Source organism: Leucobacter sp. CX169 (assembly GCF_017161405.1).
GTDB lineage: Bacteria > Actinomycetota > Actinomycetes > Actinomycetales > Microbacteriaceae > Cx-87.
In genome coordinates, this window is sequence record NZ_CP071051.1 from 369418 (window position 1) to 393630 (window position 24213).

At 67.8% G+C, this 24213-nt stretch carries 23 protein-coding genes and 1 tRNA gene; 14 read left to right on the top strand and 10 right to left on the bottom strand.

From position 1 onward, the window contains the following. The first annotated feature begins 21 nt into the window (after positions 1 to 21). Positions 22 to 112 (top strand) — tRNA-Ser (locus JW030_RS01540). 183 nt (positions 113 to 295) lie between these two features. Further along, the gene (locus JW030_RS01545; protein WP_206348610.1) at positions 296 to 517 is read left to right on the top strand and encodes a hypothetical protein; all 222 of its coding nucleotides are present in this window, start codon (positions 296 to 298) and stop codon (positions 515 to 517) included. Here the strand turns inward: JW030_RS01545 and JW030_RS01550 are convergent. The 4 genes from JW030_RS01550 to JW030_RS01565 all read right to left on the bottom strand — a co-directional run bounded on the left by JW030_RS01550 (position 475) and on the right by JW030_RS01565 (position 4658). Beyond that, a complete protein-coding gene (locus tag JW030_RS01550; protein ID WP_188046016.1) occupies positions 475 to 1284 on the bottom strand; it encodes an ABC transporter permease in 810 nt (269 codons plus the stop codon). The two genes, JW030_RS01545 and JW030_RS01550, sit on opposite strands and share 43 nt — an antisense overlap. 9 nt (positions 1285 to 1293) lie before the next feature. Further along, a complete protein-coding gene (locus tag JW030_RS01555) occupies positions 1294 to 2178 on the bottom strand; it encodes an ABC transporter permease (protein WP_206348611.1) in 885 nt (294 codons plus the stop codon). Between the two features lie 102 nt (positions 2179 to 2280). Then, a complete protein-coding gene (locus JW030_RS01560; protein WP_188046015.1) occupies positions 2281 to 3462 on the bottom strand; it encodes an extracellular solute-binding protein in 1182 nt (393 codons plus the stop codon). A gap of 110 nt (positions 3463 to 3572) precedes the next feature. Continuing rightward, positions 3573 to 4658, bottom strand: a complete 1086-nt coding sequence (locus JW030_RS01565) for an ABC transporter ATP-binding protein (protein ID WP_188046014.1) — start codon at positions 4656 to 4658, stop codon at positions 3573 to 3575. Positions 4659 to 4845: 187 nt separating this feature from the next. On the opposite strand from JW030_RS01565, the gene JW030_RS01570 reads away from it, so the two are divergent. The 4 genes from JW030_RS01570 (at position 4846) to JW030_RS01585 (ending at position 7875) form a co-directional block, all read left to right on the top strand. Further along, complete coding sequence (locus tag JW030_RS01570; RefSeq protein ID WP_188046078.1) at positions 4846 to 5664, top strand: FadR/GntR family transcriptional regulator; 819 nt, start codon at positions 4846 to 4848, stop codon at positions 5662 to 5664. 37 nt (positions 5665 to 5701) lie between these two features. Then, a complete protein-coding gene (locus JW030_RS01575; RefSeq protein ID WP_188046013.1) occupies positions 5702 to 6418 on the top strand; it encodes a hypothetical protein in 717 nt (238 codons plus the stop codon). A 136-nt stretch (positions 6419 to 6554) separates the two neighbouring features. Next, the gene (gene ccsB, locus JW030_RS01580; protein ID WP_188046077.1) at positions 6555 to 7403 is read left to right on the top strand and encodes a c-type cytochrome biogenesis protein CcsB; all 849 of its coding nucleotides are present in this window, start codon (positions 6555 to 6557) and stop codon (positions 7401 to 7403) included. Positions 7404 to 7416: 13 nt separating this feature from the next. After that, entirely contained in the window at positions 7417 to 7875 is a 459-nt protein-coding gene (locus tag JW030_RS01585; protein WP_188046012.1) for a DUF3817 domain-containing protein, read from the top strand. 72 nt (positions 7876 to 7947) lie between these two features. Here the strand turns inward: JW030_RS01585 and JW030_RS01590 are convergent, their stop codons facing one another. Further along, entirely contained in the window at positions 7948 to 9069 is a 1122-nt protein-coding gene (locus tag JW030_RS01590) for a mannose-1-phosphate guanylyltransferase (protein WP_188046011.1), read from the bottom strand. 216 nt (positions 9070 to 9285) lie between these two features. Here JW030_RS01590 and sdhC point away from each other — a divergent pair, with 216 nt between their 5' ends. From sdhC to JW030_RS01625, 7 genes are all read left to right on the top strand, one after another. Then, positions 9286 to 9705, top strand: a complete 420-nt coding sequence (gene sdhC, locus JW030_RS01595) for a succinate dehydrogenase, cytochrome b556 subunit (protein ID WP_256434439.1) — start codon at positions 9286 to 9288, stop codon at positions 9703 to 9705. A 19-nt stretch (positions 9706 to 9724) separates the two neighbouring features. Then, positions 9725 to 10168, top strand: coding sequence for a succinate dehydrogenase hydrophobic membrane anchor subunit (locus JW030_RS01600; protein WP_188046009.1), 444 nt, complete (start codon positions 9725 to 9727; stop codon positions 10166 to 10168). Positions 10169 to 10205: 37 nt separating this feature from the next. Then, positions 10206 to 12005, top strand: coding sequence for a succinate dehydrogenase flavoprotein subunit (sdhA, locus tag JW030_RS01605; RefSeq protein WP_188046076.1), 1800 nt, complete (start codon positions 10206 to 10208; stop codon positions 12003 to 12005). Positions 12006 to 12008: 3 nt separating this feature from the next. Continuing rightward, positions 12009 to 12773: a succinate dehydrogenase iron-sulfur subunit gene (locus JW030_RS01610; RefSeq protein WP_188046008.1), complete on the top strand. Its 765-nt coding sequence runs from the start codon at positions 12009 to 12011 to the stop codon at positions 12771 to 12773. Positions 12774 to 12783: 10 nt separating this feature from the next. Beyond that, positions 12784 to 13743, top strand: a complete 960-nt coding sequence (locus JW030_RS01615; RefSeq protein WP_188046007.1) for a YihY/virulence factor BrkB family protein — start codon at positions 12784 to 12786, stop codon at positions 13741 to 13743. Positions 13744 to 13785: 42 nt separating this feature from the next. Further along, complete coding sequence (locus tag JW030_RS01620) at positions 13786 to 15096, top strand: thymidine phosphorylase (RefSeq protein ID WP_188046006.1); 1311 nt, start codon at positions 13786 to 13788, stop codon at positions 15094 to 15096. 128 nt (positions 15097 to 15224) lie between these two features. Next, the gene (locus JW030_RS01625) at positions 15225 to 16385 is read left to right on the top strand and encodes an adenosine deaminase (RefSeq protein WP_241095502.1); all 1161 of its coding nucleotides are present in this window, start codon (positions 15225 to 15227) and stop codon (positions 16383 to 16385) included. Positions 16386 to 16688: 303 nt separating this feature from the next. Here the strand turns inward: JW030_RS01625 and JW030_RS01630 are convergent, their stop codons facing one another. The 4 genes from JW030_RS01630 to JW030_RS01645 form a co-directional block, all read right to left on the bottom strand. Further along, positions 16689 to 17774, bottom strand: a complete 1086-nt coding sequence (locus tag JW030_RS01630; protein WP_188046002.1) for an ADP/ATP-dependent (S)-NAD(P)H-hydrate dehydratase — start codon at positions 17772 to 17774, stop codon at positions 16689 to 16691. Positions 17775 to 17791: 17 nt separating this feature from the next. Beyond that, positions 17792 to 19540: a phospho-sugar mutase gene (locus JW030_RS01635; RefSeq protein WP_188046001.1), complete on the bottom strand. Its 1749-nt coding sequence runs from the start codon at positions 19538 to 19540 to the stop codon at positions 17792 to 17794. A 143-nt stretch (positions 19541 to 19683) separates the two neighbouring features. Then, positions 19684 to 21030 (bottom strand): NAD(P)/FAD-dependent oxidoreductase, encoded by a 1347-nt coding sequence (locus JW030_RS01640; protein ID WP_188046000.1) that lies wholly within the window; start codon positions 21028 to 21030, stop codon positions 19684 to 19686. A gap of 9 nt (positions 21031 to 21039) precedes the next feature. Further along, a complete protein-coding gene (locus JW030_RS01645) occupies positions 21040 to 22290 on the bottom strand; it encodes an NAD(P)/FAD-dependent oxidoreductase (protein ID WP_188045999.1) in 1251 nt (416 codons plus the stop codon). A 162-nt stretch (positions 22291 to 22452) separates the two neighbouring features. Between JW030_RS01645 and JW030_RS01650 the strand changes: the two genes are divergently transcribed. Next, positions 22453 to 23388 (top strand): AsnC family transcriptional regulator, encoded by a 936-nt coding sequence (locus JW030_RS01650; RefSeq protein WP_241095600.1) that lies wholly within the window; start codon positions 22453 to 22455, stop codon positions 23386 to 23388. Here the strand turns inward: JW030_RS01650 and JW030_RS01655 are convergent. Beyond that, the gene (locus JW030_RS01655) at positions 23375 to 24187 is read right to left on the bottom strand and encodes a purine-nucleoside phosphorylase (RefSeq protein ID WP_188045997.1); all 813 of its coding nucleotides are present in this window, start codon (positions 24185 to 24187) and stop codon (positions 23375 to 23377) included. The two genes, JW030_RS01650 and JW030_RS01655, sit on opposite strands and share 14 nt — an antisense overlap. Positions 24188 to 24213: the final 26 nt, after the last annotated feature.

Consider the following 24213-nt stretch of genomic DNA (forward strand, 5'->3'; position numbering starts at 1 on the left):
TGAAACGGCGTGCAAACGCTAGGAGATGTGCCAGAGCGGCCGAATGGGCTTCACTGCTAATGAAGTGTCGGGGTTAACTCGACCGGGAGTTCGAATCTCCCCATCTCCGCCACAATGAAGGCCCCGAGTTCCGCGAAGTATCGCGGGAGTCGGGGCCTTTTGGCGTTGGGGCCTGTGCTGCGCGGGGCGTTGCGGTGGCCGCGGGCCGTCCCTGGTCGCGTCACTCATGTCGGAAATGCCAATCATGCAGGCCTCGCAAAACGATTTCGCGGCCGAAATTCGTGAAATCTCCGACATGAGTGACGGGCGGGGTGGGCAGGCGGCGGGGTCGGGGGGCGGCGGGGTCGGGCAGGGTCGGCACGCGGCGGGCAGACGCGGCGGGAAGGCGGCGGGCAGACGCGTCGCCGAGCGCACAAACGGCGAGGGGGCAGGATCCTGTGATCCTGCCCCCTCGCCGCGGGAGATGCGTGCCGACTACTTCGCGTCGGAGCTCTGCTGCGCCTTCTGCGAGAAGTAGACCGGAATGAGTGACAGCAGGATGATGATCGTCGCGACGACGTTGACCTGGTTCGCCTCGTTCGGACGCGCCATCTGGTTCATGATCCAGAGCGGCAGCGTGTCGACGCCGGGCGGGGCCGTGAAGATGGTCACGACGATCTCGTCAAAGCTCAGCGCGAAGGCGAGCAGGCCGCCGGCGATGAACGCGCTGCGGAACTGTGGGAACGTCACGAGCCGGAACGTCTGGCTGATGCCAGCGCCGAGGTCCATCGAGGCTTCCTCGAGGTTCGGGTTCATGCGGCGCAGGCGTGCGATCACGTTGTTGAACACCATCACGACACAGAACGTGGCGTGCGAGATGATGAGGCCCCAGTAGCCCACCTGGATGCCGATCGGGCTGAGCACGTTGTGGAAGGTGTTCGAGAGTGCCACACCGGTGACGATGCCGGGCAGCGTGATCGGCAAGATGATCAGCAGGTTCACGACGTCGCGGCCGAAGAACTTGAACCGCTGCAGCGCGAAGGACGACAGCGTGCCGAGCACGAGGGCGATGGCGGTCGCGGCCGCGGCAACGATGACCGAGTTGAGCACCGCGGCGTGCACGTCGGGGTTGGTCAGCGCCTTCTCCCACCAGACGAGGGAGAAGCCGTCGAGCGGCCAGCCTGCCACACGGCTCGAGTTGAACGAGTTCAACACGATGACCATGAGGGGCACGTAGGTGCAGATGATGACGAGAGCGGCGATCGTGCTGAGCAGGATCTTGGCACCGCGGCCGAGTCGCAACATTGCGGGCTCCTAAAGGTTCTCGAGGGCGCCGGTGCGACGCACGGCGAGCAGGTAGACAAGGACAAGCGCGATCGGGACGACTGAGAACGCGGCCGCAACCGGCGGGTTGAGGTTGATGTTCGACGCGATGATCGTGCCGATCATCTGGGTCGAGCCGCCCACGAATTTCGCCGCGATGTAATCACCGAGGCTGAGCGAGAACGTGAAGATCGAGCCGGCGATGAGGGCGGGCTTCAGCAGCGGAAGGACGACGGTTCGGATCGTGCTCATGCCGCGCGCGCCCAGGTCGGACGAGGCGTCGAAGAGGTTGACCGGGATCTGCGACACCGCGATGTAGACGGGAATCGCCATGTACGGGAACCAGAGGTACACGAGCGCGATGGTCGTGACGAAGGCGCCATACCCGGGGCCGGAGATGCCGAGCGGCCCGAGCAGCCAATTGAGGAAGCCCTCCTCGCTGAACACGATCCGGACGGACAGGATCTTGACGAGGTAGCCGGCCCAGAGAGGCAGCGTGACGGCGACGGCAAGCACGGCGCGCAGCCAGGGCTTCGCCATCTTCGCCATGAAGATGGCGAGCGGCACCGCGAGCACGGCGCAGATCACGGTCACCGCGATCGAGATGGCGAGCGTGCGCAGCGCCGTCATGAAGTATGCCTCGACGGTGAAGATGCTGATGAAGTTGTCGAGGGTGAAGCCGGGCTTGACCTTCGAGGTAAAGGGGTCGGTCACCCAGAAGGCGGTGACCAAGAGCAGCGCGAGCGACAGGATGTACACGCCGACGAGCCACACCATGGGCAGGCCGAGCAGGGACGCCAGGCGCCCGCGCGGGTGCCGGTGCAGGGCGGAGGAGAGCGGCTTGGGCTTGCTCTCAAACAGAGTTGGGGTGGTCACGACGGTTCCTCGCAGGGGTGATTCGGTACAGCGGGGCGGGCGGGGTGCCCGGCAGATGGTGGTGGGGCGAAGGGAAGCCTCACCCCACCACCGGTCAGGGGACTAACCCTTGACAGTGACCCAGGCGTCGGTCCACTGCTGGAAGTTGGTGCACTTCACGTCGGTGCGGCCGTCGATGCACTGCTCGATGGGCGTGGTCCAGAACCAGACCTTCTTGAAGTACTCCTCGTCCGTGGCGTTGAACGTCTCGCAGTGCTCGCGAGCTTCGTCGCTGGTCTCGCAGAACGCGGCGTTGGCGGGGGCCATACCGAAGTTCATCGCGATCGCTCCGTTGACCTCGGGCGAGCTGGTGTAATCCATCCACGCGTACGCGCAGTTGACGTTCTTCGACTTGGCGCCGACCATCCAGGCATCCGACCAGCCGGTCGATCCCTCTTCGGGGAGCGTGCCCTCGAGCTTGGGGTTCTCCGACAGCTTGCGCAGGATCTCCCACGAGGTGCCAACCACGACGTCGCCGCCGTTGAACGCGGTGATCTGCTTCACCGGGTCAGCCCAGTAGTCGCCGATGATCTCGTTCTGCTGCTTGAGCAGGTCGACGGCGGCAGCGAGCTGCTTCTCGTCGAGCGCATACGGGTTCTTGATGCCGAGATCGGGCTGGGTCGCCATCAGGTAGACGGCAGCGTCGGCGATGTAGATCGGGGCGTCATACCCGATGATCTGACCGGCGTAGGGGCTGTCTGCCTCCCACGCGACGTCCCAGCTGGTGGGGGCTTCCTTGACCACGTCGGTGTTGTACTGCAGGATGTTTGCGCCGCGGCCGATCGGCACGCCGTAGCTCTTGCCGTTCAGCGTGTCATAGACCTGTCCCTGCATGCCCTCGACGATGTCGTCGCCGAAGTTCGGGATGAGTTCCTGGTTGATCGGCTGAACGTCGCCGCCGACGATGAGGCGGAGGCTTGCGTCACCCGACGCCGACACGAGGTCGTACTCGCCCGTGCGCATGAGGGTCACCATCTCGTCGCTGGTACCAGCGACGCGGCGGTTGACGACGCAACCGGTCTCTTCGGTGAACGCGTCGGTCCAGGCCGGCTCGACGAAGCCCGACCAAGCCACGATGTTGACCTGACCCTCATTCTCGCCGAGTTCGGTGACCATGGGGATGTCGGGCACGTCAATCTTCAGCTCGCCGGGCGCCGCGTCGCCGCCGGCATCGGTGCTTGCGCACCCCGAGAGCATGAGGCCCATGGCTGCCGCGATTGCGGGCAGAGCCAACAATTTCTTCATCAGAACTCCTTTGTGTGATGGGTTTCGCCGAGGTGGCGAGGATCGAGTTGTTGTCGGGGCGGATGCCCCGGCCCCGGCTCGATCCAGGCCGGGAGGTTGGATGGGGCGGGTTACGCGGCGGCGGCAGCGGAGACGCTGCCGGGGATCGCGGTCGCGAACTCGCGGGGGAACGTCACTGAGACCCGATCGCCACGGCGGATGCCGGTCTCGACGGAGGGGGCGTGCGCGTTCTGCTGTTCCGCGATGAAGCGGACGCCAGCCTTGGTCTCCACGAGGAACCGGGTGTGCGGTCCCGCATAGACGGTCTCGGCGACGGTGCCCGCGAGCGAGACCATCCCGCCGCCGACGGGCGCTCCCGCAGCCACGAGTGAGACGCGCTCGGGCCGGATCGAGTGCGTCTCGGGGCGGCCGAACAGCTGCTCTGAAAGTGCTGCGGGGATCAGGTTCGTGACGCCGAGGAAGCTCGCGACAAACTCGGTCTGAGGGAACTCGTAGACCTCGCGGGGGCTGCCGACCTGCTCGATGTGGCCGTTGTTGTAGACGGCGACGCGATCTGAGAGGGTGAGCGCTTCTTCCTGGTCATGGGTGACGAAGATGAAGGTGATGCCGACCTCCCGCTGGATCTGCTTGAGCTCGATCTGCATCTGCTCGCGCAGCTGCTTGTCGAGGGCGCCAAGCGGCTCGTCGAGCAGCAGCACCTTGGGGCGCAAGATGAGCGCGCGAGCGAGCGCAATGCGCTGGCGCTGGCCGCCCGAGAGCTGCGAGGGCAGGCGGTCGGCGACGTGGCCGAGCTGCACCTGTTCCAGGGTCTCGCGGACCAGGCGGTCGCGCTCGGCCTTCGGGACCTTGCGCACGCGCAGGCCGTAGGCCACGTTCTCGGCGATTGAGAAATGCGGGAACAGCGCGTAGTCCTGGAAGACGGTGTTGACGTTGCGGTCGAAGGGCGCGGCCTTCGTGACGTCTTCGCCGTGCAGCAGGATCTTGCCGGCGGTCGGCTCCTCGAAGCCGGCGATCATGCGCAGCACGGTCGTCTTGCCTGAGCCCGACGGGCCGAGCATGGAGAAGAACTCGCCGGCGCGGATGTCGATGTCGAGGTCGCGCACCGCGGTGAGTTCACCGAATCGCTTGGTGACGCCCTGAACCGAGACGGCGATATCCGCGTGCTCGTGGGGTGTGGTGGGGGTGGTGTCAGTCATGGTGACGTGCGCTCCTCAACGTCGTTGTCGATACTGAAATGGACTCTAACATATGAAATTAGATGATTTAGGTTTAGGTTCAGGTGGGGCGGTTACGATTCGGTCACGGGAATGCGCCGAGAGCCACCAGGTCAGGCGCCGCCTCGTGTGCCACACTCGACACGTGCAAGGAATGGAAGGGCTGGGGATGCCGCAGGTACAGAGCCGTTCCAGCCGTCTGCAGGTCGCCGCGTTCGCGCCGATCGGCGAGGAGGGCCGCACTGCTCTCGTGGAGATGCAGCTCGCCCAGGCCATCTCCGCAGGCGCATTTGGTGACGGTGAACGGCTGCCCAGTGAGCCGGAGCTCGCGCGCCTGATGGGCGTCGCGGTCGTGACCGTGCGCGAGGCGCTCGTCTCGCTGCGCCACCGGGGACTGATCGATACGCGCCGGGGCCGCAACGGCGGCAGCTTCGTCCGCTCGAGCCTCGTCTCAGCGGAGACCTACAACGCGCAGTCGCTGATGGCGATGCCGCGCGTCGCATTGTCCGACCTCGGCCTCCACTACGAGATGATCTCGGCCGCCTGCGCCGAGTACGCGTGCCTGCGTGCGACGCCGGACGAACTCGCCGTGGTGCGTGACATCCTCGTCGAGACCCGGGACCTGCCGCGCGAGGACTGGCGACGACGGGTCACTGACGTGCAGCTCGAGCTTGCCGGACTGAGCCAATCGGTGCGGCTGACCCAGGAACATGTCCGGATCCAGGCCGAGGTCACCCCCCTGCTCGCGCTGCAGGACGCCGAGGAGCAGGAGCGTCTCGCCACTCACGACTCTCTGATCGCCCAGATCGATGCGACCCAGGCGCGCGACGTGACGCAGGCCCGCGGGATTGTGCGCGAAAGCGTGCGCCGGTCGATGCGCTGGCTCGTTGGCTTCCGCGCGCTCCTGCTGCAGAGCACCACGGAGGACGAGCTTCGTGCCACACTTGAGTCTCGCGCGCGGGTCGTCGACGTCGACGTCGCGCAGTAAACATCATTTCGGGCAGGATCCAATGGGGGAGGTAGCCGTGACGCAGCACGATACGGCCGGGGAGACCCGCGGGCTGGTCGTCGTTGACGCCTTCTTCGGCGCGGTGTTCAAGCAGCTCGAGCGCTGGCGGCCCGAGCTCGAGGCGCAGCTGTCGGCGCGCATGGCCGCTGGGCCACTCTCGGGCGCCCAGCTGAGCGAGCTGGTCGAGGACGAGGCGAACCGCCTGCTTCAGGACGATGCGCTTCCTCTTTATGGGGCAGGATTTTGCGCCAGCGACGCGATTGTTGCCAGCGGAAGCCCCCTCTCCTGGTGGCAGGGCCCCGACCGCTCGCCGCTCGTCGCGTCCACCTTCGGAGTAGGCCAGGGGGCCATCGATCTGCGCCGCCTCGAGTGGTATCGCGTGCCCGAGGCAACCGGCCAGCGTCACGTGGCCGGCCCCTTCGTCGACTACCTCTGCTCGAACGAGATCACCATGACCTCGGCGGTGCCGCTCACCCTCGACGGCGTCTTCGCGGGCGTGATCTGCGCCGACGTACTGGTGGCGACCCTTGAGCGGGAACTGCTCCCGCAGCTCGGCGACGGCGCAACCCTGTTGAGCTCAGCCGGCCGTGTGATCGTCTCGGCCGACCCGAGTTGTGAAACCGGCGATCTGTTCACCGAGATTGACATTGCTGGGGGCGAGCGCGAGCTCGCCGGTGCGCGGGTGGAGTCATCGTCCGACTCGTCCTTCGTGATCATTGCGCCCGCCGAGTAGCAGACTCACGGCGCGCACGCTCCACCGCGGCGGGATCTTCTCAGCCTTGCCCGACGGCCGCAGAGTAGGCTGACGAATCGTGCTCGACTCCCCGGAATCCCTCGAATACGTCTCCACGATTGCGCTCTACTCGGCGATGATCGTGTACGCGATCGCCTTCGTGTTCTATGCCGTCGACCTCGCGAACCGCAGCGGGGACCAGATCGCCGAAACGAAGGGGCGCACGCGCTTCGTGCGCATCGCATTCTCGCTCACCGTGCTCGCCTGGCTCTTGCACCTCGGGGCCACTGTGCTGCGCGGCATTGGTGCCGAGCGCGTCCCGTGGGCGAACATGTACGAGTTCGCCCTCACGGCGACGCTCTCCGCAGTGTTCATCTTCCTGCTCGTGCAGTTCTTCGTCGACATTCGGTTCCTCGGCACCCTCGTCACGGGCGTCGCGATCCTGTTCCTCGGGGTCACCAAGATCAACTACTACGTGCCGATCGTGCCGCTGCCGCCGGCGCTCGACTCGTACTGGCTCGTCATTCACATCATTGTGGCGGTGCTTGCGGTCGGGTTCTTCACGATCTCGTTCGGCCTTTCGGTCATGCAGCTCATGCAGTCCCGCCGCGAGGCGCGTCTGGCGGCCGGTGCCGATACGAAGCTCCGCTTCCTCGGCGGCATCCCTGGCGCGGACCGGCTCGAAGATCTTGGCTACCGCGTTGCGATCATCGGCTTCGTGTTCTGGACTTTCACCCTGATCGCCGGCTCAATCTGGGCTGAGCACGCCTGGGGTCGGTACTGGGGTTGGGACACCAAAGAGGTCTGGACCTTTGTGATCTGGGTGCTCTACGCCGGCTATATCCACGCCCGTGCGACCCGCGGTTGGCGCGGCACTCGCTCGGCATGGCTCGCGATCATCGCGTACGCCGCGGTCGTCTTCAATTTCTCCATCGTCAACGTCTTCTTCAAGGGCCTGCACGCCTACTCCGGCCTGCCCCAGTAAAGGAACCACCCCAGTGACCCCCAAGAAACTCTTCAAGATCGTCGCCGTCGCCGAGATGGTGACGTGGACCGGCCTCATCGTCGGCATGATCTTCAAGTACGCATTCGGGAACGACAACGTGGTGCCAATCACGGGAGGCATCCACGGCTTCGTGTTCCTCTGCTACGGCGTGACCACGGTCTTCGTCTGGGTGAACCAGAAGTGGAAGCCCGGCGTCGGCATCGTCGGCCTCTTCTCGACGATCGTCCCGTACGCAACTGTCCCGTTCGAGCTCTGGGCGCAGAAGCGCGGTCTGCTCGAGGGCCCCTGGCGTCTCGTGCCCGGCGGCGAGGCACCCCAGAACTTCCCGGAGCACGTCGAAGCCTGGGTCTTGCGTCGCCCGGTCATCGCCATCGCGCTGGTCGTCGTCGCCATCGTCGCAGTGTTCGCCACGCTGCTCTGGCTCGGCCCTCCCGGCGGCCCCCGCGGCTAGTCGTCGCGCTGCAGCTCGCGAGCACCCAGCAGGATCCTGCCCCGAAACTTCTCGGGCAGGATCCTGCTGGCGTTAGAGCAGGTGACCGCCGCCCGAGAGGCGCATGCGGTTGACGAGATTCTTCACGTCCTGCGCGCGGTCCTTCGTCGTGACGAGCAGCACATCGGCCGTGTCCACGACGACGACGTTCTCGACGCCGACGAGGGCGACGAGCCGGTTGCTCTCCGAGACGACGATGCCGCTTGAACCGTCGGACAGCACCTGCGCGCCATCGCCGAGCACCGCGAGGTCACTCGAGCGGCCGCGGGTCAGCAGCGTCGCGACGCTCGCGAAGTCCCCGACGTCGTCCCACTCGAAGTGGGCGGCAACGCAGACCATCTTGCCCCGGGCCGCGGCGGGCTCGGCCACTGTGTAGTCAATGGCGATCTTTGGCAGCGCGGGCCAGAGCCGCTCGCGCACGGCCGCCGCGCGGTCCGTCTCCCAGGCCGCGGCGATCTCGCGCAGGTCGGCGACCATCTGGGGGTCGGCGAGCGCCATCTGGTCGAGCAGCACGCTCGCGCGCGCGATGAACATGCCGGCGTTCCAGAGAAAGTCGCCGCGCGAGAGGTAGTCGCGCGCGGTCTCCTCGTCCGGCTTCTCGACGAACTGGCGCACGTCGTAGACGTCGAAGGGGGCGATGTCGCCGCGGGCCTCGCCGCTTTCGATGTAGCCGAAGCCGGTCGAGGGCTCGGTGGGGTGGATCCCGATGGTTGCGATGTAGCCCTGATCGGCCGCCCGCACCGCGGTGCGCACGGCGCGCTCGAACAGGACGGTGCCGCGGATCACGTGGTCTGCGGCGAAGGAGCCGACGATCGCGTCGGGGTCGCGGCGCTCGAGAATGGCGGCGGCCAGTCCGATCGCGGCCGAGGAGTCCTTCGGTTCGCTCTCGGTCACGAGATTGCCGGGGTCGAGTTCGGGGAGCTGTTCGAGGACTGAGGGACTGTGGGCGTTGCCCGTGACGACCATGATGCGTTCGGCACCGACAAGTGGGGTCAGGCGATCCCAGGTGGCGCGCAGGAGTGAGGTGCCGCTGCCGGTGAGGTCGAGGAGAAACTTGGGTGCATTGGCGCGAGAAAGCGGCCACAGCCTCGAACCAACCCCGCCAGCAGGGATGATGCAGGTGAAGCGGCTGATTGCATCGTCGGTGCAGGTCATGGTCCCAACCCTACCGATCGCGGGCTGAACGGGACTTGCGATTCGCTCGGCATGAAGATACTGGCGGGGGCAGCCCGCGAACAGTGCCATAATAAAAGGCGCAGTGATCTCTCAGGATCCGCGGCGGGGGCGTCTCGTGGCGGGTGACCTACACGGGTCGCTGCATCAGTCTGCCGGGCGTGCGAGGCCCGGAGAGTTCACCTGAGGAGGATGCTCGTGTCACCCCAATCGGCAAAAACCGCGGAAGCGGCTGCGAAGCGGAAAGTGCGCCCCGGCGGCACGCTGTACCGCGGCAACGAGGGCATGTGGTCCTGGGTGTTGCACCGCATCACCGGCGTCGCCATCTTCTTCTTCCTTCTCGTGCACGTGCTCGACACTGCGCTCATCCGGGTCAGCCCCGAGGCGTACAACGCGGTCATCGGCACCTACCAGACGCCGCTCATGGGCGTCGGCGAGGTTGCCCTGGTCGGAGCGATCGTGTTCCACGCCTTCAACGGCATTCGGATCATCTTGGTCGACTACTGGAGCAAGGGCACGATGTACCAGCGCGCCATGTTCTGGTTCGTCATCGCCGCATGGGTCATCACCATGCTCGGGTTCGTGCCTCGGCACCTGATCAACGTGTTCAGCCACTAGGCGCGGGAGGGACATCACCATGACTACAACGATTGAATCCCCGCGAAGCGGCTCGGTACGTAAGTCCGGCACGAACTGGGAAAAGTGGGGCTGGATCTACATGCGCGCCTCGGGCGTGCTGCTCGTCGTGCTGATCTTCGGACACCTGTTCGTCAACCTGATGGTCGGCGAGGGCGTCAAGGCGATCGACTTCGCGTTCGTGGGCGGCAAGTACGCCACCCCGTTCTGGCAGATCTGGGACTGCCTCATGCTCTGGCTCGCGCTGATCCACGGCTCGAACGGAATGCGCACCATCGTGAACGACTACGTCGCGAAGCCGGCGGTCGCGAAGGCGCTGAAGGTTGCGCTCTTCCTCGCCGCAGCTCTCCTGATCATCCTCGGCACCCTCGTGATCTTCACCTTCGATCCGTGCCCCGCCGGCGCCGACCCCGCGCTCGTCGCGTCGTTCTGCCCGGTTTCTTAAAGCTTTCGAACGGAGTAGCAAACTCGTGACCACCAACATGCACGCGGACGAAGAGACTCAGGTCGTCGACGGCGTCACCTACCACCAGTACGACGTCGTGATCGTCGGTGCCGGCGGTGCCGGCATGCGTGCCGCCATCGAGGCTGGCCCCAAGGCGAAGACCGCGGTCATCTCCAAGCTCTACCCCACCCGCTCGCACACGGGTGCGGCGCAGGGCGGCATGGCCGCGGCGCTCGCCAACGTTGAGGACGACAACTGGGAGTGGCACACCTTTGACACGGTGAAGGGCGGCGACTACCTGGTAGACCAGGACGCGGCCGAGATCCTGGCCAAGGAAGCCATCGACGCGGTCATCGACCTCGAGAACATGGGCCTGCCGTTCAACCGCACGCCCGAGGGCAAGATCGACCAGCGCCGCTTCGGTGGGCACACGCGCGATCACGGCAAGGCCGCGGTTCGCCGCGCCTGCTACGCCGCTGACCGCACGGGCCACATGATCCTGCAGACGCTGTTCCAGAACTGCGTCAAGCTCGGCATCAACTTCTACAACGAGTTCTACGTGCTCGACCTCGTCATGACCGATGTCGACGGCGAGAAGCGCCCCTCGGGCGTCGTCGCCATCGAGCTCGCCACGGGCGACCTGCACGTCTTCCAGGCCAAGTCGATCGTCTTCGCGACCGGCGGCTTCGGCAAGATCTTCAAGACGACGTCGAACGCTCACACCCTCACGGGCGACGGCGTCGGCATCATCTGGCGCAAGGGCCTGCCCCTCGAGGACATGGAGTTCTACCAGTTCCACCCGACCGGCCTGGCGGGCCTCGGCATCCTCCTCACCGAGGGTGCCCGCGGCGAGGGCGCGATCCTGCGCAACGCCTCGGGCGAGCGCTTCATGGAGCGGTACGCGCCGACCATTAAGGACCTCGCCCCCCGCGACATCGTGGCTCGCTCGATGGTGCAGGAAGTCCTCGACGGCCGCGGCGCCGGCCCCCACAAGGACTACGTCTACCTCGACTGCACCCACCTGGGCGCCGAGGTGCTCGAGACGAAGCTCCCCGACATCACCGAGTTCGCGCGCACCTACCTCGGCGTCGACCCGGTGACCGAGCCTGTGCCCGTCTTCCCGACCGCGCACTACGCCATGGGCGGCATCCCGACGAACGTTGCGGCCGAGGTTCTCTCGGACAACAACACGGTCGTGCCCGGCCTGTACGCCGCGGGCGAGTGCGCCTGCGTTTCGGTGCACGGCTCGAATCGCCTCGGCACCAACTCGCTGCTCGACATCAACGTGTTCGGTAAGCGCGCTGGCAACAACGCGTCGGACTACGCGGCTACGGCCGAGTTCGTCCCGCTGCCGAACGACCCGGCCAAGGAGATCCGCGAGCTCGTCGAGACGCTGCGTTCGAGCACCGGCACCGAGAGCATCGCGACGATTCGCCGTGAGCTGCAGGAGTCGATGGACCGCGGCGCCCAGGTCTTCCGCACGGAAGAGTCACTCACCGAGGTGCTCGGCGTGATCCATGGCCTGCGCCTGCGGTACAAGAACATTGCGGTGCAGGATCGCGGCAAGCGTTTCAACACGGACCTGCTGGAGGCGATCGAGCTGGGCTTCCTGCTCGACCTCGCCGAGGTGCTCGTGTTTGCTGCGCGCAACCGCAAGGAGAGCCGCGGCGGCCACATGCGCGACGACTACCCCAAGCGTGACGACGAGAAGTACATGAAGCACACCATGGCGTACCTCTCGGGCGACCCGCACTCGGCCGATCCCGAGGATCACATTCGACTCGACTGGAAGCCGGTCACGATGACGCGCTACCAGCCCATGGAGAGGAAGTACTAGGTCATGAGCACCGAAACGACCACGCCGTCGGCTCCCGTCGACAATGCGCCCAAGCCGTTCACCGTCACGCTGCTGATCCGGCGCTTTGATCCTGAGATCGACGAGCAGGCGCGCTGGGAAGACTTCGACGTCGAGATGTACCCGACCGATCGTATTCTTGACGCCCTGCACCGCATCAAGTGGGACCAGGACGGCTCGCTGACGTTCCGCCGCTCGTGCGCGCACGGCATCTGCGGTTCCGATGCGATGCGCATCAACGGACGCAACCGCCTCGCGTGCAAGACGCTGATCAAGGACCTCGATATTTCGAAGCCCATCTACGTCGAGGCGATCAAGGGCCTGCCGCTCGAGAAGGACCTCATCGTCGACATGGAGCCCTTCTTCGAGTCGTTCCGCAAGGTGCAGCCGTTCCTCGTGGCGAGCTCGAAGCCTGAGGACGGCAAGGAGCGCATTCAGGACGCTGCCTCGCGCGAGCGCTTCGACGACACCACCAAGTGCATCCTCTGCGCCGCGTGCACGTCGAGCTGCCCCGTGTTCTGGACGGACGGGCAGTACTTCGGCCCGGCCGCGATCGTGAACGCGCACCGCTTCATCTTCGACTCGCGCGACGAGAATGCCCAGGTCCGCCTCGACATCCTCAACGACACTGAGGGCGTGTGGCGCTGCCGCACGACCTTTAACTGCACGGATGCGTGCCCGCGAGGGATCCAGATCACCAAGGCTATCGCTGAGGTCAAGTCTGCGATCATCTCGGGGAAGACCTCGTAACTCAATCCATATGACAGCGACGCCTCGCGTTCCGCGGCCCTCGGGCCAGGGAAGCGAGGCGTCGCTGTTTGTGCGGTTGCGCGTGCTCGCGTTGCTCGTCTGGGGCGTGATCACGCACATGCGACCGGTGCGTGCGTACGGGCACTTCGTCAACGTCGGCGGGAGCGTCCTGACGGCTGGTATGAGCTATCAGGCGCTCTTCGCTGTGTTTGCGGCGGTGTGGGTGGGCTTTGGTGTCTTCGGCATCCTACTCAGCTCGCAGCCCGAGATGCTCGACGCGGTGGTTCGGCAGATCAACCAGTTGGTGCCCGGATTGCTGGGCGATGACGGGGTGATCTCGATGCAGACCTTGCTCGACGACCGAGGCTTCGACTGGACGCGCATCGTGGCGAGTGCGTCGCTGCTCTGGGTCGCCGTATCGTGGTTCACCGGTACCCGGCGCTCGATTCGCATCATTTTCGGGCTGGAGGTACGCCAGTACCGCAATGCCGTGCTGCTCAAGCTGCGGGACCTTGCCCTCGCGATCGGGTTCTCGCTTGCCATCCTCGCCTCTTCGGCGCTGACGGTACTGGGCGCAGACCTCTCATCAAGCTTGTTGGAGCTGTTCGGTCTGCGCGAGGACCACTGGCTCGTGGGCGGCGTCGGTACCTCCGCACGGCTGGCCGCGATGTACGTCTTTGACGTCCTACTGCTCGTCGCCATTCACTACTGGCTCGCCGAGATTCGTATTTCGTTCTGGGCGCTGCTGCGCGGCTGCGCTCTGGGAGCACTGGGCATGCTCGTGCTCAAGGTGCTCGGCGGGTTGCTGCTGGGCGGCGCCAGCAGCAACCCCCTCCTTGCCTCGTTCGCAGTCTTCATCGGTTTGCTGATCTGGTTCAACCTCATCTGCCGGATGCTGCTGCTGACGTCCACCTGGATCGCGACGGGTCAGGATCGCACGCTCGGTCTTCCTGCACGGACGCTGGAGTAGCTCACGCTGTTGCCCGCTGCGCTGGCGCAGTAGCCTGGGCGCATGGCGAACACGGAACAGACCAGAGTAGAGCCCTTCGACGTCGTCGACTTGATCACCGAGAAACGGTTCGGACGCGAGCTCGACACCGACGCGATCGACTGGCTGGTCGACGCGTTCGTCCGAGAGGTCGTCGCCCCGGAGCAAATGAGCGCGCTGCTCATGGCCATCATGATCCAAGGGATGGACCGGCGCGAGATCAAAGATCTCACTGCCGCGATGATCGCGAGCGGCGAGACGATGGATTTCACGAACCTGGGTCGCCCGGCCATCGACAAGCACTCGACGGGCGGAGTGGGGGACAAGATCACGCTGCCGCTCGTCCCGCTGGTCGCGTCGTTCGGCGTCGCGGTACCCCAGCTCTCGGGCCGCGGGCTCGGGCACACGGGCGGCACGCTCGACAAGCTTGAGAGTATTCCGGGCTGGCGGGCCAACATCACGAACGAGGAGATGCGGCACGCGCTCAGCACCATCGGCGGCGTCATCTGCGCGGCCGGTTCGGGGCTCGCGCCCGCGGACCGGCGTATGTACGCGCTCAGGGATGTGACTGGCACGGTCGCGGCGGTGCCGCTCATCGCGTCGTCCATCATGTCCAAGAAGATCGCGGAGGGAGCGCACGGCCTGGTGCTCGACGTGAAGTTCGGCTCGGGCGCCTTCCTACCGGCCATCGAAGACGCGCGCGAGCTCGCCGCGGCGATGACCCGGCTGGGGGCCGACTCGGGATTGCTTACGGTCGCCCTGCTCACCGACATGGATGCGCCCCTCGGCCGCGCGGTGGGAAACGCGAATGAGGTGATCGAGTCTGTCGAGGTCCTCGCCGGAGGCGGACCGGGCGACGTGATCGAGCTCACACTGGCGCTCGCGCGGGAAATGCTGGACCTGGCGGGGATGCCCGACGCCGACCCCGCGGCAGCGCTCGCGGACGGGCGCGCGATGGATTCCTGGAGGCGCATGATCGCGAGCCAGGGCGGCGACCCGGACGCACCCCTCACGGTTGCACGTGAAACACAGACCGTACTCGCCCCGGCTGACGGGATTGTGCAGCGCGTTGACGCCCGCGCGGTGGGCGTCGCCGCCTGGCGACTCGGCGCCGGACGGGCCCGGCCCGGTGACCCGATCGACCACTCGGCGGGCGTCGAGGTGCTCGTGAAGCCCGGCGATCGGGTGCGCGCTGGCCAACCTATGCTTGTGGCGGCATGTGATCATGAGGGGCGCATGGCGCGGGGTCTCGAGCTCTTGCCTGGAGCGGTCACGCTGGGCGACACTGCCCCGCCCGACCGCCCGATCGTGGCGGAGCGCGTCGTCGGCGAGTAGCGGTCTCGACCGGGCCGGGGAACTTCTTGTGTACGCCGCCTGAATGCCCGTTTCGCCTGGGCGGGGCGGCGGTACGCTAGATGGTGGGCGCGCCTTGCCCAGCCATCCCTGCCGAGCGGAGCCCTGCCATGGAGAACATCGAAGACTTCGACGACGAGCCGAGCATGTTGCTGCCGGGCGGCGTCAGCATTGAGGCGCTGCCGAAGATCAGCCTGCACGACCACCTCGATGGTGGCCTGCGGCCCGAGACGATTATTGACATCGCGAAGCGCGAGGGGCTGCCGCTGCCGACGGAGGACGCGGACGAGCTCGCGCAGTGGTTCATTGACCAGTGCACCGGCGGCACGCTGCCCGAGTACCTGGAGACGTTTGAGCTCACCCTCTCTGTCATGCAGCACCCCGAGGACCTGCGTCGCGTCGCGCACGAGTGGGTGCTCGACCTGGCCGACGAGGGCGTGATCTATGGTGAGGCTCGCTGGGCCCCCGAACAGCACTTGCGCGGCGGACTCACGCTCGAGGCCGTCGTCGAGTCGGTGCAGGCCGGCCTCGAGGACGGCATGGCGCAGGTCATGGCGGAGGAGGGCGAGATCCACGTGAACCAGGTGCTCTGCGCGATGCGTCAGGGCGACCGCAGCCTCGAGATCGCTCGGCTCGCGCTGCACCACCGCGACAGCGGCGTTGTCGGCTTCGACCTCGCGGGCCCCGAGGAGGGATTCCCCGCAAGCAACCACCGCGAGGCGCTTGAGCTGCTCGCGCAGCACCAGTTCCCGACGACCATTCACGCCGGCGAGGCTGACGGGCTTGACTCCGTGCGCGGGGCCCTCGTCGACGGGCGCGCGCTGCGCCTCGGCCACGGGATCCGGCTCGCCGAAGACGTGAAGATCGAGACGCAGGACGACGACGCCATGCAGGTGTCGCTGGGCCGGGTCGCCCAGTGGGTACGGGATCGCGGCATTGTGCTCGAGTGCTGCCCGTCGTCCAACGTGCAGACCGGCGCATTCTCGCAGTGGGGTGACACGCTCGCCAACCACCCGTTCGACCTGTTCTACCAGCTCGGCATGGCAGTCACGGTCGGCCCCGACAACCGCCTCATGAGTGGCACCTCGGTGAGCCGCGAGCTCGCGCTGCTCGCCGAAGTGTTCGCCTATGATTTGGGCGACCTGCAGCAGTTCCAGGTGAACGCCGCGATGGCTGCCTTCCTGCCCCTCGAGGACCGCAAGGCCCTCGTGGACGAGATCGAAGAGGGCTTCATCGAGGCCGTGCAGCAGTCGCGCCTCGCGCGCGGCTAGCGGCCCTGCATCGGGTATTCCTGCTGCGCCTCTGCTCAGCTCCGTCCCCCCCCCGCTCCCCCATGTCCCCCCTTGCCGTCGAGGCGTCGCAATCTGCTGCTTCAGGTCGCTCGAAGCAGCAGATTGCGACGCCTCGCTGAGGGTTTGGGCGTAAGGCTGGGGTCGGGGGCTCTGGCGGGGACTCTGGCAGGCGGGGACTCTGGCGGGTCGAGCGCCGGGCAGGCAAGCGAGAGCGCAGGGACGTGCGCGGAAAGGCTCCCGCTGGGAAACACGACGCGCGGAACTTGGCGGCGAGGGTCGCGCTCAGTCCGCCGAATCGATCTCGGCGGCGGCCCGCGCCGCGTAGCGCGGAGGCGTAGCGGGCGCTGCGCGGCGTGCGCGCTCCTGCGAGAGGCGCCTGATCGCCGAGGGAATCGCGTCCACGACATCGAGCGCGGTGATCGGCGCGCCGACGGCATGCTCCGGGTCCGCTGAGTCGTCCCCCGATGCGATCCGCGCCGCGAGGTCATGCACGAGGGCGGCAGTTGCGGCCAGCGGGGCGAGGACCTCAGCGTCGGCGATCACTGCGGCCGAGTGGCGCGCGACGAGCGCCCCCAGGATCCCGGCGAGCACGTCGCCCGTACCCGCCGCGGCGAGCCACGGGGTCGCCGGGCCCACCGTGATCACGCCGCCGCCAGGGCTCGCGACCAGGGTGGTAGAACCCTTGAGCAGGATCGTCGCCGACAGCCGCGCGGCGAGCCGGCCCGCCGCGACCGGAGCGATCGAGGGATCGAGCGCGGCCCCGCCCGAGAGGTGGCCGAATCCGGCGCGATCCCACAGCCTCAGGAACTCGCCGCCATGCGGGGTGAGGACCGCGGGCGCCGACGATGCCGTCCGCTGGAGCGTGCAGTCGAGCGCGCCGGCATCCACGACGAGCGGGATTGTTCCCTGCATCAGGCGAGCGACTGCCTCCTGTTCGAGGAAGGAGCGATCCGCCGCGTCCGTGCCGGAGCCAAGCACCCAGGCGTCGCACGGGCCCTCGCCAAAGAGCGTTTCGGGGCGCGTCGCCAGCACCGCAGCGGAGGGCGACGGCAACCCTGTCTCGGGCTCGCCGTCGTCAAGCACCGGCACGTAGCGGACCATGCCGATGCCGGTGCGCCAGCTGGCGCTGACGCCAAGCACCGCGGCGCCCGGGTAGCGGGCGGAACCGATGCGCAGTGCCAGCACGCCGCGGCTGACCTTGTGGTCGCAGGCGCTCGGCGGTCGCAGCCACTCCTGCGCGTGTGACGCCGACCAATGCTCGCCCACGGTCTCGGTGCCCGCCGCAGCTCGGCGGCCCGCGCCTGCCCCACCGGATCCAGTCGAACTCGGCGGTGATCCTGCCGCTGAGGTGAGCTCTGCGTCAGACATCTCGGGCACCCGGCCGGTTAGGCCGCCGCGCGGTCCAGGGTCTCGCGGGCGGCGGCGGTGAGCGCATCGAGTGCGGCGTCGGCGGTCGCGCGGCGCTCGGCCACGGTGCCCACGTCACTGAACGTGTCGAGGTACACCTTGAGCTTCGGTTCGGTGCCGCTTGGTCGGATCATGACGCGTGACCCGTCTGCGAGGTCGTAGCGGAGCACGTTGGAGGGAACCGCTGCGCGGCCCGGCTCGAGCAGGTCCGTGATCTCCCGAACCGCAACGGCACCGAAGGCCGCCGGCGGCGCGGTGCGAATGCGCTCGGCGAGGACCTCGACGGCGGCGGGGGAGTCGAGGCGGACCGTGATCTGCCCGCTCGAGAAGTGCCCGAAGCGCTCGCTGGCGGCGTCCAGGTGGTCCCACATCGTCAGGCCGGACGTGCTCAGTTGCAGGGCGAGGGTGATGAGGTCGGCGCTCGCCGAGATGCCATCCTTGTCGCGCACGAGATCGGGGCGGGTGAGGTAGCCCAGCGCCTCCTCAAAGCCGAAGACGAGGTGGGGTACGCGGGAGACCCACTTGAACCCCGAGAGCGTTTCGGCGTAGTCCAGGTCGTAGTCCGCTGCGACCGCCCGCAGGGCCGGCGAGGAGACGATCGTGCAGGCGAGTGTGCCACCCTCATCGCTCGCCATGCGGTGGCGCTCTGCAGCCTGCCACCCCAGGATCAGGCCGAGCTGATTCCCCGTGAGGCGGCGGTAACCTGCCGCCTCGGTCGGATCGGGCAGCGCGATCGCGAGCCGGTCCGCGTCAGGGTCGTGCGCCACGATCAGGTCGGCGCCCACTTCGCGCGCGGTGCGATAGGCGAGATCGAGCGCGCCTGGCTCTTCCGGGTTCGGGAAGTCAACCGTGGGGAAGGCCCCGTCGGGGCGATCCTGCTCGGGCACGACCTTGACCTCGGGAAGACCCGCGGCCGCATAGACGCGGCGGGCAGTGTCGGAACCGACGCCGTGCATCGCGGTGTAGACGATGGTGAGCGGCGCGTGCGTCGCGGGCACGCTCGCACGCACGCTCTTGGCGGTGGCGCTCACGTAGGCGTCTTCGACCTCGGGGCCCGCGACGCGGTAGTCCGTGTCGCGGGGGAACGTGGCAAGCGGGGTGTCAAGCACGGCGTCGATGTGCGCGGCAATCTCGGCATCGACGGGCGGCGCGATCTGGGAACCGCCGTCGGCGTCGCCGAGGTACACCTTGTACCCGTTGTCGCGCGGCGGGTTGTGGCTCGCGGTGACCATGACGCCGGCGGAGGCGCCGAGCAGGCGCACGGCGAACGCGGTGACGGGGGTGGGAAGCGGCCCGGGCAACAGGATCGCCTGTACGCCCGCGCCCGCCATGATCTCGGCGGTGTCGCGCGCGAACACGTCGGAGTTCACGCGCGCGTCGTAGCCGATCACGATCGAAGGAGGAGATGAGGTCTCGCCGCGCGCTGCTCGGGCGAGCAGGAACGCGGCGAACCCGGCGCTCGTCTGGCCGACGATGACGCGATTCATCCGGTTGCTGCCGGCGCCGAGCTCGCCGCGGAGGCCGGCCGTGCCAAACGCCAGGCGAGAACCGAAGCGGGACTCGAGCTCGGCCGCGGCCGCTGATACGACGGCCGCGTCCGGATCCTGTGCGGACCGCACGAGCGCCTCAGCCTCGGCCCGGGTGACGGCGTCGGGATCCTGCGCGGCCCAGTCGGTGGCGGCCTGGATGAGGCCCTGCAGTGCCGAGTTCTCGGGGGTGTTCGTCATGGTCGGTTCCTCCACGAATATGCGGTGCGAGGACGGGTGGTCGGCGCGATCCGCGAGGTCGATTCACGCTAGCACGGGCTTGCTGGCGGGGCGCTGCGACGGGTCAGAATCGGGCGAATGGGGAACCTGCTGCTGGAGAGTGGCTACTTCGCCGCCAACGCCGCGGAAACCCGCCGCGCCTCGCGCAGCCCGCCCTCGATCGCCCCGTCGATGAAGCCGCCCCAGAGACTCGCCGTGTCGGTGCTCGCGAAGTGGACGACGCCGCTCGGCTGTTGCAGCTCGGCGAGGTCGCGCGTCAGCTGACCCGGGCGGTGCGTCATCCAGGTGGTGCGCGAGAGCGGGTCTTTCATCCAGTCGTGCGCCGTGACCTCGATGACCTCGAGCCCCGGGCGGATCGCGTCGACCGCGGCCTGCACCTCCGCGATGCTCGTGACGTCGAGCTGCGTGTGGTCCGGGCCGAATCCGACGAGGACGGTGTGCGGCGTGCCGTCGGGATCCTGTCCGGGGTACTCGCTCTTGAGCACGGAGATCGAGTGGCGCTGACTCGCGTAGGCGAAGAAGCGGGTCACGTCGCCGCGCACCTTGATCCAGATCTTCAGCCCCTGCGAGGCGACGGTTTCCTGCGCTGCCTTGCGCCAGACCGCGGGCAGTTCCGGCTCGAACCGGATCCCTGAGGCCGCATTGATCGGCAGCGTGTTCACGATCCGGCGTGTCCGGATGCGCTCGCCGCTCGCCGTCTCGACGACCGCGCCGTCCGCATCCTGCGTCACAGCAGTCACGGTGGTGCCCAGCCGAATCTCGCCGGGCACGTCCTCCGCGATGGCGGCGGTCCACGCGGACATGCCGCCGGCTACTCGGTAGGTGGCTGACGCTTCGTGCATGAGCTGCCAGTGTCCGCCGGTCGCGGCGACCCAGCGGAGCGCGCTCGACAGGCCCACCTCGTCCAGGCGCGCGTTGACGTGCCCGACCCAGACGGATTCGTTCGCACTTCGCGCCTCGTCGTCAAGGCCGAGGGCGTCGAAGCGGTCCTGGATGCTCAAGGCGTCGAGCGTTTGAATCTCGCCGACCGTGGGCTCGACGCCCCGCGGGATCGCGGTGCGCACGTCGTCGATGATGCGCTGCTGCCCGTCGTCGATGAGTGTCATGAACTCGGCGATGCTGCCCTTGCGTGGCGCGTCGCCCGCACCCAGCCAGTAGGCCTCTTCCGCGGCGGGGCTGCGCACGATTTCACGGCCGTACCGGGTCATTTCGGCCCAGGTATGCGGCTGTACCCAGTGCACCCAGGTGCCGCCGAGCTCGAGGTCGTGCCCCATGCGTGAATCGGTCCAGGTGCGCCCGCCTACGCGGTCGCGTGCCTCGAGCAGGATCACGCGGTGGCCGGCGTGGCCGAGCTCGCGCGCGGCGACCAGCCCAGCAAAGCCGGCTCCGATCACGACAACGTCGGCTTCCTCTGCGCGAGCGTCTGCGGACGACGGGGTGTTGGGTGTCATGATCCTGCCCTATGCCGTGACGAGCGCGGGCGTGCCCGACAGGACCGGCGCGAGCGCGCTCGCTGCCCGGACGCCCGACATGACGGCGCCGTTGAGCGACTGCGCAAGCCCCGTGTGCTCGCCGGCGATAGCGACGCGTCCCGCCGCGGTCTCGAAGGCGCGCGCTTCCTCGGCGGTCCAGTCGAGGGAGGCGGCGGAGTAGGACCCGCGGGCCCAGGGGTCGTTCGACCAGTCGGTGAGGAGCGGCTGGCCGTCGAGTACGAGCTCGGGGCGCATGCGCTGGAGCTCGGCCAACCAGGTCGCGTGGCCTGAGGCGGTGTCGAGCGCGTCGAGCGCGATACGGCCGCCCGCGAAGCTCGAGAGCGCGTTGATCCGGTGCTCGCCGTCGGCCGACATCGAACGCCACGACCACCAGTTGTGGGTGTCGCTCGCCAGCGCGACGTCGTTGTCGACTGCGCTGAGAGGCACGCCCAACTTGGCAGCGGTGCCCATCAGGCGGTGATCGAGGGCGGCCTGCTGCAACGGGCTCAGCACAAAGCCGAGCTCGAGCTCGCGCAGCAGCGGCAGCGGGACGGAGATCACTGCGGCGTCGCCGTCGATCGTGGTGCCATCGGCGAGCCGCACCTGTACGCCAGTCGCCGACTGGTCGACACCGGCCACGGGGCTCTCGAGGCGCACGGCGTCGCCAAGCCTGCGCGCCAGCTCGATGCTGAGCGACTGGTTGCCGTGCAGGAAGCGGCCGGCGTCTTCGACGTATCCGCCGGATGCCGCGGATTCGTGCAGCAGCGACGCTTCTGCGCTCGCGAGGGCAGGATCAATGGCCAGCGAGGTCGACATGCGGCGGTACTGGTGGTGTGATTCGAAGCCCGAGCCGAGCGCCGCCTCGTGGACGTCGCGAACGGAGACCCGGGTGGCCCCGTCGGCGAGCATGGCGCGTAGCGTCGTGACGAGGAGCGCGGCCGTCTCGTTCATTTCGGCGACGCTCTGGTGGGTGCCGTGCATGGTGCGACGGCCGTAGCGGACGTTGTGCGTGAGCAGGGGCACCTCGAGCTCGGCGGACAGGCGCCGGATTGCGAACTCGGTCGGGAAGACGTACTCGCCGCCGCGCTCGGTGACCTGACCATTGTCGAGCTGCTGCGACCAGGTGCGGCCGCCGACGCGGTCGCGGGCCTCCAGCACGATCGGGTCGTAGCCGGCGCGGCGAAGCTCCCACGCCGCAGTGAGTCCGGAAAGCCCTGCCCCGACAATGATGACCTGCATGCTGTGCCCCTCGTGAGTGTGCCGGGGAGCGCATCGAGGCACACGGGGCCCGACAGTTTCGCCAGCGGAACTGAATTCTTTGACGACTCTAGCTGAGTTCTGCCGGGCAGCGTAAACATATTTGCCGAACTCGTCGTGATTTGCTGCAATACTGTCAGGGTGATGCCTCCCGCCGCCCCGCACGACTCTCCCGAAGAGCGCGTCATCACGGCTTTGCGACGAGACGGCAGAATCTCGTTCTCCGCGCTCGCCGCCCGCACGGGGCTCGGACGGGCGCAGGTGTCGGAGATCGCGCGTGGGTTGATTGCCGATGAGCAGTTGCGCTTCACCACGAGTGTCTCGCCGCTACAGTTCGGCTTTGCAGTGGAAGGGCACCTCGTGCTGGCGGTGCGCGGCGGCGCGGAGGCGCTCGCCGCAGAGCTGGTCGCCTCGCCGCTCACCACGTTCGTGTCGCTCACGACCGGGGAAACCGCCATCTGCGCGCAACTGCGCTGCCGGGACCGGACCGAGCTCGCCGAGCTGCTTGACCGAGTGCGCTCGCACCCTGCCGTGCTGAACAGCGGCGTGCACCTCTACGACCGGGTGCACCGCAACGTCTACGCGCCCGTCCGCGCCAGCGACGAGCCCGACCGGCTCGACGCCACCGACATCCGGCTCGCGTCCGCGCTCGAGCGGGATGGGCGGGCGTCCGTGCGAGCGCTCGCGACCGAGCTCGGGCTGCCCGAGGGGTCGGTGCGGCACCGGCTCGGCCGCCTCTTCGGCGCAGATATTGTGCGCGTGGTCGCGGTGCCGACCCGCGACACCGGCCGGGCAGTGACACTCGGCTTCGGCGTGCAGCACATCGGATCTGCCGATCAGGCCGCGGCCGAGCTCATTCTGCTCGGCGCGGACTTCGTAGCGACGGCGGTTGGCGACTGGGGTGTTTTGGGCACGACGCAGTTCCCGACGCTTGCTGCGGCCCAGCGCTTCATCGCCGAGGTGCGGCATCAGGCGTGGGTCGCCGGGCTCAGCACCTGGCTGCACCTCGAGATTCTGAAAGAGGACTACAGCGTCTCCCAGCGCGGCGCGGGGGAGCGCGCGCCCGCTACAGGCGGCTAATCACTCCCGCGAGCAACTCGCCGAGTCGTCCCTCTGCCGCACGGCCCGCCTCGAGGACCTCCTCGTGGCTGAGCGGGGTCTCCTGGATGCCCGCGGCCAGGTTCGTGACGAACGAGAAACCGAGAATCTCCATGCCAGCCTGACGCGCCGCGATCGCCTCGAGCGCGGTGGACATGCCGACGGTCTGGCCGCCGATGATCTGGAGGTAGCGCACCTCGGCAGGGGTCTCGTAGTGCGGTCCGGGCAGCTGGACGTAGACGCCCTCCTGCAGTTCGGGGACGGCAGTGCGCGCGAGGTCGCGGAGGCGCTGCGAGTACAGATCGGTCAGGTCGACGAAGTTTGCGCCCTCGATGGGCGAGGTGGCGGTGAGGTTGAGGTGGTCGCTAATGAGGACCGCCTCGCCCGCGGCGAACTTGGGGTCGAGGCCCCCGGCGCCGTTCGTGAGGATGAGGATCTTCGCGCCCGCCGCCGCCGCAGTGCGGACGCCGTGCACGACCGCACGCACGCCGTGGCCCTCGTAGAAGTGGGTGCGCGCGCCAATGACGAGGGCGTGGCGCCCGTCGGGCAGCCTGATCGAAGTGAGCTTCCCGCCGTGACCCGCGACTGCGGAAGCGTGGAAGCCCGGGACCTGCTCGGCCGGAATCTCGGAGACGACCTCGCCGAGGAGGCCCGCGGCCTTGCCCCAGCCGCTGCCGAGCACGAGCGCGAGATCGTGGCGCGGGACGCCGCTGAGTTCCGCGAGCACGCGGGCGGCTTCGGTTGCGAGGGCGGTGGGGTCGGTTGCGGGTGCGTCGCTCATGGGGAAAGTGTATTTGAGATGGGGGC